The organism is Aquimarina hainanensis (assembly GCF_042684685.1).
In the GTDB taxonomy this organism is placed as follows: Bacteria; Bacteroidota; Bacteroidia; order Flavobacteriales; family Flavobacteriaceae; genus Aquimarina; species Aquimarina hainanensis.
Map to the genome: position 1 here is coordinate 322,662 of NZ_JBHULX010000039.1, position 23,175 is coordinate 345,836.

At 33.4% G+C, this 23,175-nt stretch carries 20 protein-coding genes; 13 read left to right on the top strand and 7 right to left on the bottom strand.

Annotation, left to right across the window (positions count from 1 at the left end):
• Nucleotides 1–257: 257 nt before the first annotated feature.
• Nucleotides 258–2,429, bottom strand: a complete 2,172-nt coding sequence (locus ACFSTE_RS17410; protein ID WP_378254663.1) for an endonuclease MutS2 — start codon at nt 2,427–2,429, stop codon at nt 258–260.
• Between the two features lie 92 nt (nt 2,430–2,521).
• On the opposite strand from ACFSTE_RS17410, the gene ung reads away from it, so the two are divergent.
• Complete coding sequence (gene ung, locus ACFSTE_RS17415; protein ID WP_176030388.1) at nt 2,522–3,187, top strand: uracil-DNA glycosylase; 666 nt, start codon at nt 2,522–2,524, stop codon at nt 3,185–3,187.
• A gap of 24 nt (nt 3,188–3,211) precedes the next feature.
• On the opposite strand, the gene ACFSTE_RS17420 is transcribed toward ung, so the two are convergent.
• A complete protein-coding gene (locus ACFSTE_RS17420) occupies nt 3,212–3,373 on the bottom strand; it encodes a hypothetical protein (protein WP_176030387.1) in 162 nt (53 codons plus the stop codon).
• A gap of 409 nt (nt 3,374–3,782) precedes the next feature.
• Entirely contained in the window at nt 3,783–4,634 is an 852-nt protein-coding gene (locus tag ACFSTE_RS17425; RefSeq protein ID WP_378254665.1) for a substrate-binding domain-containing protein, read from the bottom strand.
• Between the two features lie 164 nt (nt 4,635–4,798).
• On the opposite strand from ACFSTE_RS17425, the gene ACFSTE_RS17430 reads away from it, so the two are divergent.
• On the top strand, nt 4,799–4,942 hold the full coding sequence (locus tag ACFSTE_RS17430; protein WP_176030385.1) for a hypothetical protein: 144 nt from the start codon (nt 4,799–4,801) through the stop codon (nt 4,940–4,942).
• 23 nt (nt 4,943–4,965) lie between these two features.
• Here ACFSTE_RS17430 and ACFSTE_RS17435 read toward each other — a convergent pair whose 3' ends face one another.
• Genes ACFSTE_RS17435 through ACFSTE_RS17450 form a run of 4 tightly spaced genes read right to left on the bottom strand, consistent with a single transcriptional unit; the run spans nt 4,966 to nt 8,081 of the window.
• Nucleotides 4,966–5,841: a nucleoside phosphorylase gene (locus ACFSTE_RS17435; protein WP_378254667.1), complete on the bottom strand. Its 876-nt coding sequence runs from the start codon at nt 5,839–5,841 to the stop codon at nt 4,966–4,968.
• Between the two features lies 1 nt (nt 5,842).
• Nucleotides 5,843–6,781 carry a DUF1835 domain-containing protein gene (locus ACFSTE_RS17440; RefSeq protein WP_176030383.1) on the bottom strand — a complete coding sequence of 313 codons (939 nt, stop codon included), beginning with the start codon at nt 6,779–6,781 and terminating at the stop codon, nt 5,843–5,845.
• Nucleotides 6,782–6,791: 10 nt separating this feature from the next.
• A complete protein-coding gene (locus ACFSTE_RS17445) occupies nt 6,792–7,121 on the bottom strand; it encodes a translation initiation factor (protein ID WP_176030382.1) in 330 nt (109 codons plus the stop codon).
• Nucleotides 7,122–7,130: 9 nt separating this feature from the next.
• On the bottom strand, nt 7,131–8,081 hold the full coding sequence (locus ACFSTE_RS17450; protein WP_378254670.1) for an isopenicillin N synthase family dioxygenase: 951 nt from the start codon (nt 8,079–8,081) through the stop codon (nt 7,131–7,133).
• Nucleotides 8,082–8,344: 263 nt separating this feature from the next.
• Between ACFSTE_RS17450 and ACFSTE_RS17455 the strand changes: the two genes are divergently transcribed.
• The 11 genes from ACFSTE_RS17455 (at nt 8,345) to asnB (ending at nt 23,148) form a co-directional block, all read left to right on the top strand.
• A complete protein-coding gene (locus tag ACFSTE_RS17455) occupies nt 8,345–10,357 on the top strand; it encodes an alpha-ketoacid dehydrogenase subunit alpha/beta (RefSeq protein ID WP_378254671.1) in 2,013 nt (670 codons plus the stop codon).
• 236 nt (nt 10,358–10,593) lie between these two features.
• On the top strand, nt 10,594–11,592 hold the full coding sequence (locus ACFSTE_RS17460; protein WP_176030379.1) for an SDR family oxidoreductase: 999 nt from the start codon (nt 10,594–10,596) through the stop codon (nt 11,590–11,592).
• 30 nt (nt 11,593–11,622) lie between these two features.
• The gene (locus ACFSTE_RS17465; protein ID WP_378254673.1) at nt 11,623–12,906 is read left to right on the top strand and encodes a nucleotide sugar dehydrogenase; all 1,284 of its coding nucleotides are present in this window, start codon (nt 11,623–11,625) and stop codon (nt 12,904–12,906) included.
• Nucleotides 12,907–12,957: 51 nt separating this feature from the next.
• Nucleotides 12,958–14,463 (top strand): lipopolysaccharide biosynthesis protein, encoded by a 1,506-nt coding sequence (locus ACFSTE_RS17470; protein ID WP_378254675.1) that lies wholly within the window; start codon nt 12,958–12,960, stop codon nt 14,461–14,463.
• Nucleotides 14,464–14,473: 10 nt separating this feature from the next.
• Nucleotides 14,474–15,751 carry a hypothetical protein gene (locus ACFSTE_RS17475; RefSeq protein WP_176030376.1) on the top strand — a complete coding sequence of 426 codons (1,278 nt, stop codon included), beginning with the start codon at nt 14,474–14,476 and terminating at the stop codon, nt 15,749–15,751.
• Between the two features lie 47 nt (nt 15,752–15,798).
• Complete coding sequence (locus ACFSTE_RS17480) at nt 15,799–16,779, top strand: polysaccharide pyruvyl transferase family protein (RefSeq protein WP_176030375.1); 981 nt, start codon at nt 15,799–15,801, stop codon at nt 16,777–16,779.
• A gap of 3 nt (nt 16,780–16,782) precedes the next feature.
• Complete coding sequence (locus ACFSTE_RS17485; RefSeq protein ID WP_378254677.1) at nt 16,783–17,886, top strand: glycosyltransferase family 4 protein; 1,104 nt, start codon at nt 16,783–16,785, stop codon at nt 17,884–17,886.
• Nucleotides 17,886–19,097 (top strand): glycosyltransferase, encoded by a 1,212-nt coding sequence (locus ACFSTE_RS17490; protein ID WP_176030373.1) that lies wholly within the window; start codon nt 17,886–17,888, stop codon nt 19,095–19,097. The genes ACFSTE_RS17485 and ACFSTE_RS17490 overlap by 1 nt, the downstream gene beginning before the upstream one ends.
• Nucleotides 19,098–19,119: 22 nt before the next feature.
• A complete protein-coding gene (locus ACFSTE_RS17495; RefSeq protein WP_378254679.1) occupies nt 19,120–20,214 on the top strand; it encodes an EpsG family protein in 1,095 nt (364 codons plus the stop codon).
• Nucleotides 20,207–21,220 carry a glycosyltransferase family 2 protein gene (locus ACFSTE_RS17500; RefSeq protein WP_378254681.1) on the top strand — a complete coding sequence of 338 codons (1,014 nt, stop codon included), beginning with the start codon at nt 20,207–20,209 and terminating at the stop codon, nt 21,218–21,220. Before ACFSTE_RS17495 ends, ACFSTE_RS17500 begins: the two co-directional genes overlap by 8 nt.
• A gap of 29 nt (nt 21,221–21,249) precedes the next feature.
• Nucleotides 21,250–23,148: an asparagine synthase (glutamine-hydrolyzing) gene (asnB, locus tag ACFSTE_RS17505; RefSeq protein ID WP_176030370.1), complete on the top strand. Its 1,899-nt coding sequence runs from the start codon at nt 21,250–21,252 to the stop codon at nt 23,146–23,148.
• The last annotated feature ends 27 nt before the right edge of the window (nt 23,149–23,175 follow it).

A 23,175-nucleotide genomic window follows, 5' to 3' on the forward strand; every position in this document is an offset into this window, starting at 1 on the left:
TAATAATACTACTTTTAGGGTGAGCAGTAATAACCGGATTTACTCCATTTGGTAAATTTAGATAAACAATAGTTGCATTTTTTTATTTCTTCTAATAGGGTATCCATATTTTTTTAAAGAGAAATTAAGGTTTGTTGCAGGACTAACTATAATTCCTGACTGATCCTGTAATTGGTCTTTTGATATACTGATTTCTAACTAAAAAAATGATTTGATTACTGTAGATTTATTAAGGAATACTGCTACTGTCTAAACGCTTATTTTTTTCGTTGCACAAATTCGAGTTGTTCCAGAGAAACATTCGTTGTAAATATACCATAGTTCACTACTGCTTTTTCTTTTTCAATACTATCGATGGTTCCTACAGATTTTCCATCTATCATTCGAACCCGGTCACCAATTTTAAGTACTACTTTTGGTTTTTGTTCCGCAATTTTTTCTTCTTTCTTCTTTTCTTCCTTTTTCTTTTCCCGAATAACGGCTACTTTCTTTTCAACTTCTTTGACAATTTTTTCTTTTTTGACCTTTTCAGCTTTTTTTTGTTTGGGATGTTGCTTCTTTCTTTTAGAGTTTTCTACTTGTATAATTTTAAAAAATTCAGCAAAGAGCTCTTTTTTCTTTTTATTATTAAAATAAGTCTCTCCCAGGTCATTTATTTTTTGTCCCAGATAGATCATCCGCTGGTTACTGTCATATAATTCTTGATAGCTTTCCAATTTCTCCTGTATACGTTGATTGGTTTTTTCTAACTGTTCTTTTTCAGTAATTGCTTCTAGCTCTTTTTTCTTTAGGTTATCTGTAGTTTTTTGTAGTTTGGAGCGTTCTTTTTGTAAATCAGCAATACTCTTATCAAAACGAATTTTTCCACGCTGAACCTTCTTTTTAGCCTTATTAATCAAATTGTATGGTATTCCATTTTTTTGTGCTACCTCAAACGTAAAAGAACTTCCGGCTTCTCCTAGGTGTAATTTAAAAAGAGGCTCTAATGTTTTGGCATTAAAAAGCATATTAGCATTGGTCATATGCGGTAATTCATTAGCCAACATTTTCAGGTTCGCATAATGTGTAGTGATAATTCCATAAGACTCTTTATCATAGAAATATTCTAAGAAAGCTTCTGCTAACGCTCCTCCTAATTCCGGATCACTTCCGGTACCAAATTCATCGATAAGGAATAAGGTACTGTCGTTACACTTTCTTAGAAAGTAATTCATGTTTTTTAATCGGTAACTGTATGTACTAAGATGATTTTCTATAGATTGATTATCTCCAATATCCGTTAATATCCGATCAAAAATACACATACGGCTATATTCATGGACAGGAATCAATATTCCACTTTGTAACATAAGCTGTAAGAGTCCCACTGTTTTTAGTGTAATACTTTTTCCTCCGGCATTTGGTCCTGAGATGACAATAATTCTATTCGTAGGATCCAAAGAAATGCTTTGAGGATACGTTTTTTCACCTTTTTCTTTATTCGTTAGGTATAGAAGTGGGTGGTAAGCATCTTTCAGAGTAACCTCCTTGGCTTCGGTTATTTTGGGAAGTACTCCATTAATCAGATATGCATATTTTGTTTTTGCAGCGATTAGATCAACATTGCTAAGGTATTCTTGATACTCCTGAAGTAAGTCGGTAAACGGTCGTAACTTATTGGTTAGCTCTTTAAGAATCTTAACAACCTCTTCACGCTCTTCATATTTGAGGTTTGCTAATTCCCGACTATATTGTAGCGTAGCTTCAGGTTCGATATATACAATGCTACCAGTTTTGGAATTTCCCATGATAGCTCCTTTTACCTTTCGCCTATGCATAGCTTTTACGGCTAATACTCTGCGATTATCAACTACACTCTCTTTAATATCATCTAAATAACCAAAACTGTTATAACGAGCCAGATCTTTTCCAAAGCTGCCGTTAAGTTTCCCTTGTACACTGTTAATTTCTCTGCGAAGTCCTTGTAGAGTAGCAGAGGCATTATCTTTGATTTCTCCAAACTTATCAATAATTGCCTCTATTAATACGATAATTTCCTTTGTAAAAGGAAGTGCAGAAGACGTCTGATGCAGAATAGGGTAGAGTTCCTTGTATTTTCTAAAAAAATAAAGTAATTCATTCGCAGTAATACTAATGGAAACTATTTTTTTGAGATTAGAAGCCTCCAGAAAGGTATTTTCTATTTTGAGAAGCTGTATTTCTTTATTGATAGCATCAAACCCATGATTCGGTATTCTGGCATCTTGCAGACTGGAAGATTTATACTCAGCTACTTGCTGTAAAGAAATGTGTAAACTCTCCTTATCAGGTAACGGAGTGATTTGTGCTACTTTTTGTTTTCCATAGTCAGTAGTACATAATTCTGTTATCTGAGAAAGAATTATATCAAATTCAAGATCTTTTAATGTTTTATCTGAAATACGAATCATACTTTTATTTACCCTTTTTTTGAGGTATCTTCCGGCTTATTTTTTTGAATCAAGCAAAAGTAAACAATTACAGAATTTTTTTATAAAGAATTATGGAGGTAAATATAGCCGATAGCTGGAAAAAACAATTGGGAGACGAATTTAAAAAGCCTTATTTCGGAGAACTTGTTTCTTTTGTTAAGAATGAATATTCATCGACAAACTGTTATCCAAAAGGGAAGGAGATTTTTGCAGCATTTGATCATTGTTCTTTTGAGAATGTCAAAGTAGTGATTATAGGGCAAGATCCATATCATGGAGTAGGACAGGCACATGGATTGTGTTTTTCTGTAAATGAAGGTATTGCTATGCCTCCTTCTTTAATTAATATTTTTAAAGAAATAGAAACAGATCTGCAGCGACCATTTCCATCGCATGGAAGCTTGATTCGTTGGGCAGAGCAAGGAGTGTTATTATTAAATGCTACCTTAACGGTTAGAGCGCATCAGGCTGGTTCCCATCAAGGAAAAGGGTGGGAAGTTTTTACAGATTCTGTTATTCAAACAATATCAAATCATAGAGAAGGCGTTGTTTTTATGCTATGGGGAGGGTATGCAAAGAAGAAAGGAGCAAAAATTAATAGTGCAAAACACAAAATTTTGACAAGTGGTCATCCATCTCCATTGAGTGCTAACAGAGGCTACTGGTTTGGAAATAAACACTTTAGTAAAGCAAATGAATATTTAGCTTCGATTGGAAAATCGAAAATAGATTGGTAAAATAAAAAAGTGGGGTAAAATTAATTATGCTGCTTCAGAGATAGATTCTTTATCACTGGCTGTAGATCTAACTTCTTTAAGGTTCTTTTTGTTTTTCTTACCAGCATCTACAGAGTGTACACTGAATTTTAATAAAACAAAATTTAGAACTACGAGTCCTGCTAATATTAATAGAAATGTTACCATAAATAGATTGTTAGTTACTTACTAGATACATTATTTCATAAATGGTTGCGTCATAGACGCACTTAAATCATATTCAGTGGGGTAATTCGGGTCAAATGTACAAAATAAATAGGGGTTGTGTTTGTGGTTATACCATATAAATGTTACGTAACCCCTCATTTTTCACAATTAATTAAGATATTAACGGAATAGTGCTTCTTTTTTTTACTTTTAAGTGTATTTTGTTGTATTATTTAGTTTTTTGATAATGTTTTTTTGTGTTTTATTTAACACAATCACCGATTAAGGGGGCTTTTTTATCTATAAAAAGCAGATTTTTATGCATTTAGTCAATAATCAAACGATTACTATTCTTAAAAATATAGTTTACGTTACTATTCTGTAGTGTTTGTATCACAAAGTAGTTTCTTTAAAAAGAATGAACTAATGTATCATAGGAGATCTTTGTTTCAATGATTTGTAAAGATAATAGTTGCTCTTGTACTTTTTCTATCGTTTCAGGAGCGATATTTTTCTGACTCCATTCTGTTATTTGAAGCCATTTTTGAATGTCTTCTATTTGCTGTTCATATCGGATAGCCAATGTGTTATCTATACTAGGTATACTTTTGAAATCAGCTGTTGTTGTATTGATTATTTCTAATATATTGAGAAGTTCATCCGGATAAGTATCTATAATTTCCTGTCTGGCAGCAATTACAAAACAGGGCCATGGGGTTGGACAATCTGCAATTCTTCTAAAGATTCCTTTATCGACTAATGGTTTGGTAGTGAAGTGTTCCCACATAAAGTAGTCCGCCTGATGATCGGTTAAAGCTTCAATCGCTCCATCTAGATTTTTTATAACCTCAAAAGAAAGTAGATTGGTATCCCATCCGTTTTGCTGTGCATTGACGTATGCCATAAGATGTGATCCAGAACCATACCGGCTAATTGCTGCCTTTGTATTTTCTATTTGAGAAATTTGCGTGTACTCGGTATCAGCTGCTACATGAATACCCCATATGAGAGGGGTCTCTATATAGGTTTGTATTATTTTAGAGGGGTTTCCTTCTGTTATGTCTTTTACAATCCCCTCAGTAAGGATGATTGCAATGTCAATTTCTTTTTCTCGTAAGGCGTTACACATAGCTCCGGTACCTCCAGGAAAATCGGTCCACTCTAAGGAAATATTATTTTTTTCATATGAACCCTCTTCAATTGTTAGATGCCAGGGTAAATTAAAGTGCTCTGGAACACCGCCTATTTTGATTTTTTTCATTCTTTGTCTAGTTCTTTTTTTTGTAAAAACAAGATTTTTGTGTTTTTTATCGTGTTTTTGTGTATTTAAACGATGTTTTTGAAAAATTAAAAGAAGTAGATTTCTTATTTACTTAACAAGTATCGTATCTTTATAATATCTTAAAAACCAAAAAAATACTTGCTATGAAAAAGAACTTTTTTAACTCGAAAAAAACATATGTTAAAGTTGCTAAAATAACAAATAATCAAGTAGATTACGAAAAAGCAATTTTAGTATTTGTAGCTGTATCGATTTTAGCCTTGATGTTAGCGGCTATTGCAGTGTAAATTCAACTCTCTTTTTTATCTTCTTATCTTATCTCTGTAATTTTTTCTAAGGTATATGCTATCAATTTGTTAACGGTCTCTAGTGGGTTGTTACTAAATTTTTTCGTGACTCTATTAGCCAAAATAGCATTCATGGAGATTGCTTTATGCCCTAATAATTTAGAAAGACCGTAAATTCCAGCAGTTTCCATTTCCAGATTAGTTATCCTTTTATTTTTAAAAGTGAAGCATTGTAGTAAATCGTTGATGCGATTGTTTGCTGTTGGTAGTCTCAATATTCGTCCTTGAGGACCATAAAAACCAGAATTAGTAATTGTAATACCGTTAATTATTTCATCATTTTTCAAAAGATTCCCTAAGCTTTTGTCGTAAGAAACAGCATATGGATCAGATTTTTTTGAACCCCATTGAAGATGTTCTTTTAATCGGTCTGTAATTTCAGTATTGGTTACATGTTCTGATTTATAGAATTGCAGTAAGTTATCAAATCCAATAGCCATTTCGGAGATCAAAAAGCTATCAATAGGTATATCTTCTTGTATAGCTCCAGAGGTTCCAATCCGAATAATGTTTAAAGACGTATGTTGTTTTTTAATGGTTCGGGTATTCAGATCAATATTTACTAAAGCATCTAATTCATTTAATACAATGTCAATATTATCTGTACCAATTCCAGTAGAAATTACCGTAATTTTCTTTCCTTTATATATTCCGGTCTGCGTATGGAATTCTCTTTTTTGAGCAGTGTATGTTATTGTATCAAAATACTTGGTAACCTGATGTACTCTTTCTGGGTCCCCTACAGTAATAATTGTTGGTGCGATATGTTCTGGTTTTATACCCAGGTGGTAAATGCTTCCATCTTCGTTTAAGATTAGTTCTGAAGCAGGTATAATCATATTATAATTTTAATAGTCGATTAGTTTCGTTATTGTACAGATATTGATATTTAAGAACTCCCCCGTAATACCATTGAGTAGTCATGGTATTATAAAAATTTTTGTTTTTTTCGATGGCTAATATACCTCTGTCAGATAATTGGAGTCGGTTAGGAGTCTGGTTCAGGAATTGAAAAAGTTTAGCAATAATCCGTTTTAATTGCATGTCTCCATATCCGTAATATCCCTGATATTCCAAACAATATCCCATTAATTGCTTGAGATTTTTGATTTGATGTGTATGAATTAATTCTAAAATATTATTTTCCAGAATATTTAAGCCTGTATCAATACTGGGGAATCTATGGAGATGAGCTCTTAGACAAATGGATAAGTATTCAAAAGAAGATTCCGTTTTTATGTAACCAGTAATTCGTTTGGGATTAGGTTCGCAATATAGGGTCCAGATATGAGAAGCGAATTCTAAATCATCTATAGAAAGTAATACTTTATTAGCGTAGTGTGCTTTTAATTGTGCTTCAGAAATTTCGCATAATCCCATTAGCTTTTTCTGCCCTTCAATTCGTCCGCTACAAACTAAGTAAATAGGGATTTCTTTCTTTTTTAATCGTAGAATAGTGCTAATAGCGGCAATCATATTAATATGGCAAAACAGGTCATATTCAAACCACAGTACGATTGTATCATACGTATTTATTTGTTCTAATTTTTGTAATTCCTGTATGAATTTACTATCGTATCCATTTGTCGGGATACGATAGTATTTGTTTAGGAATTGTTTTCTAAGCTGCAGTGATTCTTCTGTTTCAAGTTTAATTTGAGTAGGTCCCTCACAAAGCATTTCTCTCCAAACTAAGATGTCTCCATCTATTAGTTGTAGTTTTTCGAGACGTTCAGTAAGGCTGTCTCCATTGGTAATATGAAGTGTTTTTTCTTTCAAATTATTTTAGTTATCCACCAACTCTTTTTGTTTTGAAACCTTTGTCTTTCAGGATTTGCATAATTCGATCCCTATAGTCACCTTGAATAATAATGGCATCATTTTTAAAGCTTCCTCCAACTCCTAAGGTGGTTTTTAATTCTTTTGCCAGTTTTTTAAAATCACTATCAGCGCCGGTATATCCTTCTATAATTGTAATAGGTTTACCTTTTCTTTTCTCGTATTTGCATATCATGGGATCATCCTGCATCCATATCGTATCTTCTTCTTCATTAGTGTTTTCATCTTCTGATGATTGGTGGTCAGGAAATAAATTTTTTAACTGATCCTGTAAGTCCATAATCGTCTTTTATTTTTTAATTAATCCTATTTCGACCAGACGTTGGTGAAGAAATTCTCCTGCGGTAATATCATCGTATTGTTTAGGGGTTCCTTCGGTAATACATTCTTTAAGACAGTCAAGTTTCATGTCACTTCTTGGATGCATAAAGAAAGGAATCGAATATCTGGGTTCACTCCATTGTTCTTTGGGAGGGTTTACTACTCGGTGTATAGTAGATCGTAATTTATTATTGGTATGGCGTTCTAGCATATCTCCGACATTGATAACAAGTTCATCTTCTGCAGGAACTGCATCAATCCATGCTCCATCTTTTCTTTTTACCTGTAGTCCTCCTGTTGATGCTCCCATAAGCAAGGTGATCAGGTTGATGTCCCCATGTTCTCCAGCTCTAACAGCTCCTTTTGGCTCATCTGTAATAGGGGGATAGTGAATAGGGCGTAAGATACTATTTCCATTTGTCGCCCAATGATCAAAATAATTTTCTTCTAATCCTATGTATATGGCTAAGGCTCGTAAAACATAAATACCCGTTTTTTCCAGCATTTTATAAGCTTTCATTCCTGTGGTATTAAAGTTGTTGAGTTCTTCTACAAGTACATTAGGAGGATATTGTTCAATTAGGTTTGCATCAGGAGCAGCCTCCTGACCAAAGTGCCAAAATTCTTTCAAGTCTCCTTCTTTTTTTCCTTTGGCATGTTCTTTTCCAAAAGAAATGTATCCTCTCTGACCTCCTAAGCCTTCTATTTCATATTTTCTCTTGGTTGCTACAGGAAGGGCAAAGAAATCCTTTACTTCTTTATATAAACTAGCTACTAATGCATCATCTAAAAAATGATTCTTTAATGAAACAAATCCGATTTCTTCATATGCACTACCGATTTCGTTTACAAACTTTTGTTTTCTAGCTGGGTCGTCAGACAAAAAATCAGCTAAATCAACACTTGGGATATTGTTCATATGTAATTTAATTAAAATTAGGTTAGAAAAACGAAAATAACTTCTATTTTAAATAAACCAGCAAAATGGGAGTTTGATTTTTGTCTTTTCCTTACTAATTGATCAATTTGACTATTTTGTAGCTGGAAAAATAAGGATTTACAGTGAATTTAACTAATAATATATGCTCTTTTATGCGGGTAGATTTCTATTCTATGTATGGTAAAAAAGTAGAAGAAGGCTAGTTTAAAATTAAGTATATTTACTAGATAAATGTTTTTTATATGAGAGAAACACCACAGGATTTCGAACTACAGATTACTTTTGAAAAAAGAGAATATTCGAATGATACGTTGCTAGACATGTATCTCAAAATGCTAAAGCCTAGATTGATTGAAGAAAAAATGCTCCTGTTATTACGTCAGGGTAAAATCTCAAAATGGTTTAGTGGTATTGGGCAGGAGGCCGTATCTGTTGGTGTAACCGCTGCAATGGATATGTCAGAATACATTCTTCCTATGCATAGGAATCTGGGGGTGTTTACAACAAGAAATATTCCTTTATACCGGCTTTTTGCACAATGGCAGGGAAAAAAAAGTGGTTTTACTAAAGGAAGGGACCGCTCTTTTCATTTTGGGAGTCAGGAATATAAAATTGTTGGAATGATTTCTCATTTGGGGCCTCAGATGGGAGTGGCGTGTGGGATTGCTCTAGGACATAAATTACAGAAAAAAAGAGATGTTACGGCAGTGTTTACGGGAGACGGGGGAACCAGTGAAGGAGATTTTCATGAAGCAATGAATATCGCTTCTGTATGGAAACTTCCTGTTTTGTTTTGCGTAGAAAACAATGGGTATGGATTATCAACACCTACGGATCAGCAATATAACTGTAAGCACATTGCTGATAGAGGGATTGGGTATGGAATGGAGTCTCATATTATCGATGGAAATAATGTATTGGAAGTATATCATCAGGTGAAACGAATTGCGGATTCTGTGAGGTATAATCCGCGACCAGTATTGATAGAATTTAAAACCTTTAGAGTTCGGGGACACGAAGAAGCTAGTGGAACAAAATATGTACCAGAGGAATTGATTTCTCATTGGGAATCAAAAGATCCTTTAATGAATTATCGTCAGTTTTTGATTGATCAGGGAATACTGTCTATTGGAGAAGATGTAAAGAAAAAAGCGATTATTAAAACGGAAATCGATACGCATTGGAGGCGCGCTAATGAGGAAGAGGCAATAGTACCGGATATGGAAGGAGAATTGAATGATGTGTTTATGGGGTATAAAGAAACAATTGATCTTCCGGGGGTAACTTCAGGAAAAGAACTTCGGTTTATTGATGCTGTTTCTCAAGCCTTATTTCAGGGAATGGAGAAATTTGAAACCTTGGTATTGATGGGGCAAGATATAGCGGCTTATGGAGGGGTTTTTAAAATTACAGAAGGTTTTGTAGCAACATTTGGAGAAGATAGAGTTCGAAATACACCGATATGTGAATCCGCAGTTATTTCTGCTGGCTATGGGGTCGCTGTTACCGGAGGGAAATCAGTGGTAGAAATGCAGTTTGCAGACTTTGTATCTTCGGGATTTAATCCAATTGTTAATTTATTAGCCAAGTCTCACTACCGATGGGGACAATGTGCAGATGTTGTAATACGGATGCCTTGCGGAGCAGGAGTAGGAGCAGGACCATTTCATAGTCAGACGAATGAATCTTGGTTTGTAACAACTCCCGGTTTAAAAGTGGTTTATCCGGCATTTCCTGTAGATGCTAAAGGCTTGTTATTATCAGCTATAGAAGATCCTAATCCTGTATTGTATTTTGAACATAAAGCATTATACAGGAATATTAGACAAGAAGTACCAGAAGAATATTATCTGACTCCCATAGGAAAAGCAGCCGTATTATCAGAAGGGAATGCTGTAACTATTATTAGTTATGGAGCAGGTGTTCACTGGGTATTAGAAGTGTTGGCATCAAATCCTGAAATTGCTGCTGATGTAATTGATTTGAGGACACTTCAGCCCTTAGATGAAGAAACGATATATGCTTCTGTCAGGAAAACAGCCAAAGTAATTATTCTACAAGAAGATTCTTTGTTTGGAGGAATTGCTTCTGAAATTTCAGCTAAGATTACAGAAAATTGTTTTCAGTATTTAGATGCCCCTGTAAAGAGAGTGGGTAGTTTAGATACGCCAATTCCATTCGATTTGGAGCTTGAAAAGCAATATTTGCCTCAAAAACGATTCGAAAAGGAATTATTTTCACTTCTTCAATTTTGATATTGACAAAAAAAGATGTGATTTCTGTACTATTTGTTAACAAACTGTGAATGTTTTATTGAAAAATCTTTAGGATATTGCGAATATGATATTCGCAAATAATAGGGATGTAAAATAGGGGGAAAATCCCCTGATTATTAGTTGGATGTTCTACTGTTATACCTTAATTTCGCACTGTCTAAAATTGGAAATTTGACCAATTAATTAAAAAATTAAGGGGCTAAAAAATTAAATTCATGAATACACATCAACTGAAACTACTCAGTTCGTCAAAAATATTAGTTACCGGTGCTGCCGGATTTATAGGATCTAATCTTTGTGAAAAATTACTAGAAGTAGGAAGTACTGTAGTAGGATTAGATAATTTTGCTACAGGTCATAAAAAGAATATCTCAGAACTACAGGAACATCCTAAATTCAGTTTTATAGAAGGAGATATTAGAAATCTGGAAGATTGTCATAAAGCTTGCGAAGGAGTAGATTATGTATTACACGAAGCAGCCCTAGGTTCTGTTCCCAGGTCGATTAATGATCCTATTACCAGTAATGATGTTAATGTAGGAGGGTTTCTGAATATGCTGGTAGCTTCCAGAGATGCAGGGGTAAAACGCTTTATTTACGCAGCCAGTTCTTCTACGTATGGAGATTCTGAATCTTTGCCAAAAGTAGAAGATAAAATAGGGAAACCATTATCACCTTATGCAATTACCAAATATGTGAATGAGTTATATGCGGACAATTTTAAGAAAACATATAATCTAGATACTGTTGGTCTTAGGTATTTCAATGTGTTCGGAAGAAGACAAGATCCTAATGGAGCATATGCAGCAGTTATTCCTAAATTTGTTCAGTTATTTATGAAATACGAATCTCCTGTAATCAATGGGGATGGAAGTTTTTCCAGAGATTTTACATATATAGATAATGTGGTGCAAATGAATCTAAAGGCAATTGTTTCTGAAAATGAAACAGCTCTTAATGAGGTTTATAATACGGCATTTGGAGAACGAACAACACTTAATGAGCTGGTGGTATTGCTCAAAGAATACTTATCTGATTACGATGCAAAAATAGGAGCGGTTGAAGTAGCATATGGACCAGAAAGAAAAGGAGATGTTCCTCATTCGTTAGCATCAATTAACAAAGCAAAAGATTTATTGGATTACCAGCCTGAATTCGATATGAAAAAAGGGTTAAAGGAAGCTGTAAAGTGGTACTGGGAAAACTTGAAATAAACACACTCATCTTAATTAACTAAAAAACTCATGCAAAACATCAAAATAGCAGTCATTGGACTGGGATATGTAGGGCTGCCATTGGCACGATTATTCGCTACTAAATTTTCGGTAGTAGGATTTGATATCAATGCTAATAGAATTAAAGAGCTTCAATCGGGTGTTGATAGTACTTTAGAAGTTGATAATACGGTATTACAATCTGTGCTAAAGCAAGAAGCTTCTGACGTTCAAGGCTTATTTTGTTCTGATGATTTGAACGACATAGCAACATGTAATTATTATATAGTAACAGTGCCAACTCCTGTTGATAAAAATAACAGACCAGATCTTACTCCTTTATATAAATCAAGTGAAACCGTAGGAAAGGTATTGAGTAAGGATGATATCGTGATTTACGAATCAACTGTGTATCCTGGCGTTACAGAAGAAGAATGTGTACCTGTATTAGAAAAAATAAGCGGTCTTACGTTTAATAAAGATTTTTATGTAGGGTATTCTCCAGAACGAATCAATCCAGGAGATAAAGAACATACCGTAGAAAAAATATTAAAAGTTACTGCTGGTTCTACACCAGAGATAGGAGAGAAGGTAGATGCATTATATGCGTCTGTAATTACTGCGGGAACGCATTTAGCTCCTACAATTAAAGTAGCAGAAGCAGCAAAGGTTATAGAAAATTCTCAACGGGATATCAATATCGCTTTTGTGAATGAATTGGCTAAGATTTTTAATCTAATGGGGATTGATACCAATGATGTGTTAAAGGCAGCAGGAACAAAATGGAACTTTTTACCCTTTAAACCTGGATTGGTTGGAGGTCATTGTATCGGTGTTGATCCATATTATTTAGCACAAAGAGCTCAGGAATTTGGATATCATCCGGAAATTATACTGGCAGGAAGAAGACTTAATGATAGTATGGGGCAATATGTAGCCTCTGAGGTTATTAAGTTGATGGTACAAAAGGATATCAAAATTAAAAATGCTAAAGTTTTAGTACTAGGAATTACATTTAAAGAAAATTGCCCGGATGTAAGAAATACAAGAGCAGTTGATGTAATTAATAATTTAAAAAGCTTCGGAACAGATATTACTATTTATGATCCTTGGGCGAACCCTGAAGAAGTAGCACATGAATATGAACTGGAAACAGTAACAGAGTTACCGGAAGAAACGTTTGATGCTGTCGTATTAGCAGTAGCTCATAAAGAATTCCTTTCTTTGGATCTACAGAAATTATTAAATAAAAACGGAGTGTTATACGATGTCAAAGGGATCTTGGATACATCTCTGGTGAATGGTAGATTGTAACCAAGAACCATATAACCTATATTATAATATTCACACAAAAATAGTATTACATTGAGTCAATTAAAAAAGGGGGCTTTTCTCAATTATCTGACCATTGTATTAACCAATGTCATTGGATTGGTTCTTACACCGTTTATCATTTCCAAAATTGGAGATGCTGAATATGGAGTGTATACAGCTATTGGTGCCTTAATAGGCTCTATTTCTGTTCTGGATTTTGGGCTTACGAATACCATTGTCAGGTTTGTAGCAAAATATCAAGCAGAAAAAGATAAAAAAGGAGAAGAAAATTTTTTAGCGACAGTATTGCTTATTTATGTTTTTATAGCACTGCTTATTGCCAGTGTTGGAACAGTCTTTTATTTTTATTTAGAAGACTATTTTACAAAAATGTCCGAAGAGGAAATAGCATTGTCTAAAAAGATGTTTTTGATTCTTATTTTTAATTTAACGATTTCATTACCAGGAGGGTCTTTTACAGGAATTTGTTCTGGATATGAAATGTTCGTTTTTCCCAAGACGTTAAATATTATCAGGTATTTAGTAAGGTCTGTCATGATTGTAGCCTTATTATATATGGGAGGAAATGCACTTTCAATTGTAATATTAGATACTGTTCTGAATGTATTTATTATTCTATCGTCTATATATTTTGTATTCAGAAAACTGAATGTCAAAATTAAACTGCATCGATGGAGTAATGATTTTGTCATAGAGATACTAGGTTACTCTGTATGGGTATTTGTATTTGCATTAGTAGGGATGTTTCAATGGAAAGCAGGACATATTGTTTTGGGAGGAATTAGTATTCCCGAAGTATTAGCCATATACGGAGTAGGAATTATGTTGGGGAGTTATTATGGAGCGTTTTCTACGGCTATTTCTGGAGTATTTTTACCCAGAGCGACCAAAATGTCTGTTGGAAATGCTTCTGGAGAAGAATTGACATCTATGATGATTAAGGTAGGGCGTTTATCATTTATGGTATTATTATTCATATTAACTGCTTTTTCGTTGTTTGGTAAGCAATTCGTGTTTTTATGGGTAGGAGAAAATTACTATGATTCATGGGTAATTGCATTACTAATAATGGTTGCTTATACGGTTCCGTTGGTTCAGGCATTTGGAAATTCTATTTTAGAAGCAAAAAATAAACTTTCTTTCAAGGCTGTTTTATACTTAACTTTTATGCTTGTTGGAACAGGAATAGGAGCTCTTTTAGCAAAAGAAAAAGGAGCGTTAGGGATGATAACCGGTTCTCTAATAGGATGGGTAGTTGTTCAAAATGTAATGAATATTTATTACCATAAAGTAATAAAATTAAATATTTTTCGATTCTTTAAAGAGTTGATAAATAAGATACTACCCGTAGCGATATTGGTTTTTATAATAGGATGGTTTATAAATTACCTGCCGGGAGAAGGATGGTTTAATTTTATCCTTAAAGGGGTGTTATATAGCTTGTGTTATGCAAGTTTAATGTATCTGTTAGGAATGGTTTCCTATGAAAAAGATATTTTTAAAAACGCAATAGGTTCAATTCTATCAAAATTTTAAAAAATAAGAAATGAAAACATGTAAGCTAGATAGTATTAGCTTTGAAGAAAATGGACAGAAAATAGCATATCATTATACGGTAAGTAACGATATAAAAGAATATTTTCGTTTGGACAACTTATATTATGTCTTGTATGATAAGGATGTAAGTGCTGTGCCAAAAAGTTTGGCTGTAATCCCATTGCTATCTAATATAATGCCTATTTCTTGGTTTGTAGGATTTGATGTATATATCGATGAGCTGGATGAGACATTCTATAATTCATTAAAGATATTAAAAGAACAGTTCATTAAATTTCATCCGGAAAAAGAAATTAAGGGGACATTGCATGTTAATAATATCGTAAAGAATCAGATAGACGGAACGAATACATCTCTTCTATTCAGTGGAGGGTTAGATTCTTATGATTCATTGACTAGGAATTACCATAGAAATCCATATTTGATTTCTATTCATGGAGCAGATGTTGCTATTGATGATACTGTGCGATGGAAGGAATTCAAAAAGTTTAATGAAGAAGAAGAAATATTAGATTTGTCCAGGTTGTTTTATGTAGAGTCTAACCTTAGAGAGTTTTATACATATAAAGTAGAGCTACTGGCAGATTTAGGTTGGTGGGGAGCAGTACAACACGGAATGGCACTGCTGGGAGTATTGGCGCCTTTGAGTTACTTATACAAATTTACAGATATCAATATTGCGGCTTCTGCTACTAATGAAATTAGTTACAGTTGGGGGTCTTCACCATTGATTGATGAAAATATGAAGTGGGCGAATACAAAAGTCACACATGATGGATACCATTTAAAAAGAACTGATAAAGTAGATGGGGTTGTTGATTTTATTCAAAATTCTGATTTTGAAATAAAATTACGGGTGTGTTATGCAGATGAACGAAAAGGATACAATTGTAATGTATGTCATAAATGTCAGCGCACTATTTTGAGTTTGATTTTATCCGGTGCAGATCCTAAGCCTTATGGCTTTGATGTTCCTGATAATTTTTATGAATTGATTTTTAAGAATTTTGGAGAAGATTGCGTGATGACTAAAGGACTTAAATATCAATGGACCTGTATACAGGATAAAGCAGCTGCTGTTGATACCTTTTTTGTACTGAAGGACAAGGATAAAGAACAAGCATATCTCGATAAGTTTATCTCATTAGACCTGGACGAGATTGTCAATAAAAATGAGAAAAAAGTAAAGAGAAACCAGAGAAGAAAATATATACTAAGACAGAAATTCCCTGGATTATATAAAGTTTACAGATATTTGAGAAACTGATTATACACAATAAAAATAAAAATTAATACTCTGAAATTATTACAAAGATGAAATACGGGCTTTTAACGTATCCGGAAGGACCAAAAACATATAATGTAGGTGATTATGTCCAAAGTTTGGCAGCAAGACAATTCTTGCCAAATGTAGATACTTTTATGAATAGAGAGAAATTAGGTGAATATAATGATGAAACCATTAAGTTGATTATGAACGGTTGGTTTACGCATAACATTCATCACTGGGTGCCAACGGATAAAATTGATCCATTATTGGTTTCTTTTCATATGAATTCTACAGCGGCACCATACATGCTAACAGAAAAAGGAATCGCATACCTGAAAAAACATGAACCTATTGGGTGTAGAGATAAGTTTACAGTTCAGATTCTAAAAGAAAAAGGGATTGATGCGTATTTTACAGGGTGTTTAACATTAACATTGGATAATTACAAAGTGGATGATGCTGAGAGAGGAGATGATATCTATATAGTAGATCCTTTTTATAACTATCCGACTTCTGAAAAGTTATTTTTGACATCTAAGCATTTTGTAAAAGGAGTATTGAATGGAGATGCTTTTAAGCTGAGTAAAATCCAAAATCACCTGAAAAAAATAGTCGATCAGGAATTGTTAGAAAGTGCCCATTATGTAACTCAGGTTCTTCCATCCGGAAAACAAACCGAAGAAGAAAAATTTGCATATGCAGAAGAATGCCTGAAAAAATATGCTAAGGCAAAATTTGTGGTGACATCCAGAATACACTGTGCATTACCGTGTCTGGCAATGGGAACTCCTGTAATTTTTGTGAATGGGTTTAATACTTTCGTAGATACCTGTAGATTTGATGGGATTTTAGAATTGTTTAACCGAGTAGACGTAAAAGATGATGGAAGTTTTACCTCTAATTTTGGTCTGGAAGGACAAATTACAAAAGATACAAAAGTAACCAACCTGGGATTACATCATAAATTAGCAGAACCTTTGAAGGAAAAATGTAAGACCTTCATCGGTAATGCAGTATCAATCTAATTTATGAAACTATTATACATTACAAATCAGGTTTGTGGTTCAGGAGGATTGGAAAGGGTATTGGCTATAAAAGCCAATTACCTGATTCAGCATTATGATTATGAAATTCATATGATTACCCTGAATCAGGGCAAGGAAAAACTTTTTTATGATTTTTCGGATCAAATAGTTTTTCATGATTTGAATGTATCGGGTAATCCTGTTGCTTATTTTAAGCAATATAAACGTCAAATAAATGAAGTAGTAGATCTAGTGTCACCGGATGTTATTTCTGTTTGTGATGATGGGTTAAAAGGTTTCTTTGTTCCTAAAATTCTGAAAAAGAAAATCCCAATACTGTATGAGCGCCATGCTTCTAAAAACATTTTTAAAAATGTAGATCATCCCGGACTACTTACGAGATGTAAGTATGCTGTCATGAGCAGTTTGATGGATATAGGCGCACGTTCATATGATGCGTTTATAGTACTCACTAATTATAACCTCACTGAATGGACGAATGAAAATATTCATGTGATTCCAAATCCATTATCATTTGAGGTTAATAAAGAGCTAAATCACAATGAACAAAATAAACTCATTTTTGTAGGAAGTCATGTATTTCAGAAAGGAATTGATCGTTTGCTGAAGATCTGGGAGACAATACATACTGATTTTCCGGATTGGTCCCTGGAGATATATGGAAAAATGGATGAAGCCAAAACGTATAGCAGTATGGCAGCTTCTATGGAACTGGGAGAAAGTGTACGTTTTTTTAATCCGGTTAGAGATATAAAACAAAAATACGAAGAAGCATCAATCTATGTTATGACTTCCAGATCCGAAGGTTTTGGAATGGTGTTAATAGAGGCAATGTCAGTAGGAGTACCGTGTGTTGCTTTTGATTGCCCATGTGGACCGACTGATATTATTACACATGGCGAGGATGGGTTTTTAATTGAAAATGGAGCCATTGAAACCTTTGCAGAAACTCTTTCGGGTTTAATGAAGAATAAAACACAAAGATTACAAATGGGAGAGAAGGCTTTGCAACATGTAAAGCGATATGAAGTAGCACATGTAATGCCAATTTGGGATCATCTATTTAACACATTAATCAAAAAATAATGAAAAAGGTTTTATTGATAATGCCATATGGTAGTGTGGGAGGAATGGAACGCTTGGCACTGTATTTCTATAATTATTTTAAAGCACATGATATCTATGTAAAAGGTCTGAAAATAATACGATTGGAGAATGATATTATTAATTTTAATGAAGATGAGCTGTTTCTGTCTGATAAGGATTTTTCTGAGATGTCAGCTAAAAACCGAATGCTATTTTATTTAAAATGCCCTTTTGCAATTCGAAAAATAATTAAAAATCACCAAATTACTCATAGTATTTCCTTTGGGGATATGTCCAATGTTTTTAATAGCCTGACCTTTACTAAAAACTATAAAATTGGAAGTATTCACTCCTATAAAAGCAAGGAATTAATCAGTAAAAACTTGTGGAATACGATTAGTAAGGTTGCTTATAAAACCTCTTATAAGTACCTGGATAAATGTGTATGTATCAGTCAGGCAGTAAAAGATGATCTGATCGAAAATTGCGGATATCGATTTAAGCATAACTTATCAGTTATTTACAATCCTCACAATATTGATAAAATTCGAAGCATGGGGAAAGAGCCCATTGATGAAATATCAGAAGAGGTAAAGGAACGTTTTATTGTTTTTGTAGGGAGAATTTCACTGGTTAAAGCACCATGGCATCTTATTAAAGCTTTTAAGTTACATCTGGAAAAATTTCCTCAGACTAAATTGGTGTTTTTGGGCGATGGAGCAGGAGAGTGTCAGGAGTATATTCAGGAGCTAATTACGACTTTGGGAATTGAGGACAGTATTCTTTTTTTAGGAAGACATAACAACCCTTTTAAGTTTATCAAAGCAGCAAAGTTGTTAGCATTATCTTCCTACTATGAAGGAACGCCTAATGTCATCATAGAAGCATTGGCATTGGGGACACCGGTTGTGACGTCGAATTGTACTAAAGGACTGCTGGAAATTATGGATGTAGGTAAAACAGATGGGGAAATCAATCATAATCTTATGACTGCTTATGGAATTATTACGCCAACTTTTTTCAAAGGTTCGTTGAGTTTTCCTGATATGACGAAAGATTTCATAACAGAAGAAGTGCAGTTTTCAGAAGCATTAAACACTGTTTTTGAAACGGATCAATTCTATAAAGATGCTGATAGACTTAAAAAACATCTGGAACTTTTCGAAGTATCTCATACGATAAGCAATTATTTAGATACCAAAGCCGTTTAATCTATTTTGAGAAAGAAATTACATGATTGATTTTATCCCATTAGAGTATTATTATGAAGTGTATTTATACTATTGTATGATTACAGTACTATTTATCTTGCTTCATAGTGTTGTACTACAGATAAATGATATTAAAAATATTTTTTTCTTAAAAGGAATCGGTATTATTACACTTCTGTTATTGACGGTTTATATAGGATATAGACCAGTAAGTGGGAAGTATTTTATCGATATGAGTACCTATGCCTTGCATTTTGACCATTATGCAAATGGAGGTAGTGTCTATGTTACAGAAGATGTTTTCTTTCATAATTTTATGAGATTGTGTGCATTAGTAGTCGATGTTAATACGTTCTTTTTTATCTGTGCTATCATTTATATTATTCCGATGTATATCGTGTCCAAAAAGTACTTTAAAGAATATTGGTTCTATTCTTTCTTTATGTTTATCATTGCTTTTTCTTTTTGGACATATGGTACCAATGGAATTAGAAATGGTTTGGCTACCTCTATATTCCTCTTAGCAGTTTCTTTTTACAATAAAAAAATCATAATGTATACATTGTTATTTATGTCTACATTGTTTCATAAATCCTTGGTACTGCCGGTTTCTGCATTTCTGATCACCGTGTTTTATAATAACCCGAAACACTTTTTATACGCCTGGCTTTTGGCAACTCCTATTTCGATAGCTACAGGAAGTTTTTGGGTAGGATTGTTTACAAGTATTGGATTTGGAGATGATCGTTTATCAGGATATCTGACGAGTGAACTGGATGAGTCTATAAAAAGTTCGGGATTCCGATTTGATTTCTTGTTTTATAGTAGTTTTCCGGTGTTGGCAGGATGGTATTTTATATTTAAAAGAAAGTTTGAAGATAAGATATACAATCAATTATTTAATACCTATTTAATAGCCAATACATTTTGGGTACTGGTGATTACCGCGAATTTCTCCAATCGATTTGCGTATCTATCCTGGTTTTTAATGTCATTAATCATTGTTTATCCTTTCTTAAAAAAACAGTTTTTTAAAAATCAACAGTTAAACATCGCTTTGGTAACTGTAGCCTATTTCGGTTTTACTTATTTAATGTTTACAATATATTATGGTTAAAGATATTATTGATTCGAAAAAATTAAGCATTATCATTCCGATGTATAATGTAGCACAATATTTAGAAACCTGCGTAGCTTCTGTACAGCGACAAGGCTTAGATGAAGCGGATTATGAAATTTTGATGATCAATGATGGTTCTCCTGATAATTGTGAGCAAAAGGCAAAACAGCTATCGTCCCGATACTCGGTAATTAAAGTGATTTCTCAGGAAAATAAAGGTTTGGGAGGAGCTAGGAATACTGGAATAGAACATGCTATCGGGACCTATTTGCTTTTTCTTGATGCGGATGATATTTACATAGATGGAGTGATTCCTTCTTTAATAAATATAGCTACAGCAAATCAATTAGATATTCTAGAATATGGAGCACAAGGAGTTGATGAACAGGGAAATGTGATCTATGAAGTAGCTTATGATGGAGGAGGAGAAGTAAAATCTGGAGTTCTGTATTACCGTGATATGAAATATATGAACTCTGCCTGTAATAAATTGTATCGCAGAAGTTTTCTTGTAGACAATAAACTGGTTTTTTTAGAGAAAATCTATGGAGAAGATTTTGAATTCAATACACGTGCCTTGTATTTTGCAGAACGATGCATGGCTATTGATACGATTGTTGCAAAATTCCTACAGACAGCAGGCTCTATAACGAGATCTACCGATATTAATAAGAAAAGAAAATATGTAGAAGATCTTATATTGATATTGCAAAATATCAAAAACTTTAGAGAAAAAAATGAAATAAAAAATAAGGAAAATACTGCTTTTTTTGATGAGAGAATGACAATGACCAATATTGATCTGTTCTTTCAGATGTTTAAGTATAATTTCCCTTTTAAAGAAGTTACATCAGTTAAACAACGATTAGAAAAAGAAAACCTCTTGTATATAAATCATAAGGTAACTGATAGAAATAAAAATTTATTTAGAAAATATTTACTTGGGTATAACCTCTTCTTTTTTAAACAAGCATCAATGCTCAAGAAGATGTTAGGAAAGTAGTAATAAACCAAATTAAGAAATTTAACTATATGTGTGGTATAAACGGCTTTATCAATTTTTCTTCAAAAGATGATTTAGAACTGAAAAGAGATATTTCATTGATGAATGATTGTATTATTCACAGAGGACCGGATAGTGATGGAGTTTTTCATGATTCGAATGATTCCTACGCAATTGCTATGGGAATGAGAAGGTTGTCGATTATTGATTTAGATACAGGGAATCAACCGATATTTTCTGAGGATAAGCAGATTTGTATTGTTTTTAACGGAGAAATCTATAACTATAGAACGCTTAGAAAAGAGCTGGAATCAAATGGAGTTCATTTTACCACTAAAGGAGATACAGAAGTAATCTTAAAGTTGTATGAAACAGAAGGGGTGGCAGGATTCAAAAAACTTGATGGAATGTTTGGTTTTAGTATTTATGACAAAAGCATTCATAAAGTTTTTATCGGAAGAGATTATTTTGGAGAAAAACCCATGTATTATACGCAGCAACAGAATAAATTTATCTGGGCTTCGGAATTAAAATCAATTATTTCTACACTACCGACCATACCTCCCATTAATAAGCAAGGGCTTAATTTGTTTTTTAGACTTACCTACATTCCATCACCTTATACAATATACGAAGGTGTATATAAGTTAAAACCTAATCATTATTTGGTATATGACCTGACCAAAAATGAGTTTGAAATAGAAGAAATCGAAAAAGATACACCGGCAACTACTTCGTCTGTCTCTTTCGAAAATGCAAGAGAAGAAGTCAAAAAATTAGTAGAAGAGAGTGTAGAAAGCCGATCAGTATCAGATGTATCTTTGGGGACATTTTTATCCGGAGGAGTTGACTCTTCGATTGTTTCCTTGTGTTTATCGCAGATCAGCTCAAAAAAAATCAACACTTTTTCTATTGGTTTTGAAAAGAAATCATACGACGAAACTGATAAGTCCAGAGTTGTTGCCAAAATGATCAATAGTGATCATCATGAGTTTATTATTAATGAAAAAGACCTGGAGAATAATGTTAGTGAAATTCTTTTGAATTTTGATGAACCATTTTCTGATTCTTCCTCTCTGCCGAGTTATCTCGTGGCTAATAAAACAAGTGAACATGTAAAAGTAGCATTAACAGGGGATGGAGGAGATGAAGTATTTGGAGGGTATAACAAGTATTATATGGGAAGTATAAATCAACGATATACAAAGTTGGTACCACAAGCTGCGCATAAATTGCTTCTAAACACATCAGAATCCCTGTTTAAGACTAAAGATGATAAAAGAGGAAAACGATTTAAAATAAAGAGGTTGTTGAATGCGATAGATTATACAGATAATTATTATTGGGACATTATTTCGTTAGGATATGCATCAGATAGTCTATCAGAATATCTATCTCCAGAGTATTTAGAAAATAGTGTGTTTGATTATTATAAGAATGCCACAGGAATATCTTCTCCAAAAAACCTTACTGAATATCGTACCATAGATAAACATATGAGTTTAGAGGGGGATATGCTGGTCAAGGTGGATAGAACCAGTATGTTGACTTCTTTGGAATGTAGAGCTCCATTTTTAAACAAAAAAATATGGAAGTATACGAATTCTTTGCCTGCAGAATATTTAATGAAAGGATGGGATAAAAAATTTATTCTCAAAGAAGCGTTTAAAGATCAGTTTCCAGATGGTTTTTTAGATAAATCAAAAGCAGGTTTTGGAGTTCCTGTCGGAGATTGGTTACGCTCGTCATTAAAGAAAGAGTTAGAGAGTTTTATAGCTCCTTCTTTTCTTAAAGAGCAGCATATCTTCAAGGAAGATAAAATAACTAAATTGGTAAAAGATCATATAAACGGAAGGGATAATACCTTTAAGGTATGGACTTTTTTCTGTTTTCAGAAATGGTATAAAAACATATACATGAATCATTAAAAAAAGCCCTCGTTTCGAGGGCTTTTT

Coding starts and splice junctions, on each gene's coding strand:
- ACFSTE_RS17410 (WP_378254663.1), bottom strand. CDS start 2,429: ATGATTCGTATTTCAGATAAAACATTAAAAGATCTTGAATTTGATATA.
- ung (WP_176030388.1), top strand. CDS start 2,522: ATGGAGGTAAATATAGCCGATAGCTGGAAAAAACAATTGGGAGACGAA.
- ACFSTE_RS17420 (WP_176030387.1), bottom strand. CDS start 3,373: ATGGTAACATTTCTATTAATATTAGCAGGACTCGTAGTTCTAAATTTT.
- ACFSTE_RS17425 (WP_378254665.1), bottom strand. CDS start 4,634: ATGAAAAAAATCAAAATAGGCGGTGTTCCAGAGCACTTTAATTTACCC.
- ACFSTE_RS17430 (WP_176030385.1), top strand. CDS start 4,799: ATGAAAAAGAACTTTTTTAACTCGAAAAAAACATATGTTAAAGTTGCT.
- ACFSTE_RS17435 (WP_378254667.1), bottom strand. CDS start 5,841: ATGATTATACCTGCTTCAGAACTAATCTTAAACGAAGATGGAAGCATT.
- ACFSTE_RS17445 (WP_176030382.1), bottom strand. CDS start 7,121: ATGGACTTACAGGATCAGTTAAAAAATTTATTTCCTGACCACCAATCA.
- ACFSTE_RS17450 (WP_378254670.1), bottom strand. CDS start 8,081: ATGAACAATATCCCAAGTGTTGATTTAGCTGATTTTTTGTCTGACGAC.
- ACFSTE_RS17455 (WP_378254671.1), top strand. CDS start 8,345: ATGAGAGAAACACCACAGGATTTCGAACTACAGATTACTTTTGAAAAA.
- ACFSTE_RS17460 (WP_176030379.1), top strand. CDS start 10,594: ATGAATACACATCAACTGAAACTACTCAGTTCGTCAAAAATATTAGTT.
- ACFSTE_RS17465 (WP_378254673.1), top strand. CDS start 11,623: ATGCAAAACATCAAAATAGCAGTCATTGGACTGGGATATGTAGGGCTG.
- ACFSTE_RS17475 (WP_176030376.1), top strand. CDS start 14,474: ATGAAAACATGTAAGCTAGATAGTATTAGCTTTGAAGAAAATGGACAG.
- ACFSTE_RS17480 (WP_176030375.1), top strand. CDS start 15,799: ATGAAATACGGGCTTTTAACGTATCCGGAAGGACCAAAAACATATAAT.
- ACFSTE_RS17485 (WP_378254677.1), top strand. CDS start 16,783: ATGAAACTATTATACATTACAAATCAGGTTTGTGGTTCAGGAGGATTG.
- ACFSTE_RS17490 (WP_176030373.1), top strand. CDS start 17,886: ATGAAAAAGGTTTTATTGATAATGCCATATGGTAGTGTGGGAGGAATG.
- ACFSTE_RS17495 (WP_378254679.1), top strand. CDS start 19,120: ATGATTGATTTTATCCCATTAGAGTATTATTATGAAGTGTATTTATAC.
- ACFSTE_RS17500 (WP_378254681.1), top strand. CDS start 20,207: ATGGTTAAAGATATTATTGATTCGAAAAAATTAAGCATTATCATTCCG.
- asnB (WP_176030370.1), top strand. CDS start 21,250: ATGTGTGGTATAAACGGCTTTATCAATTTTTCTTCAAAAGATGATTTA.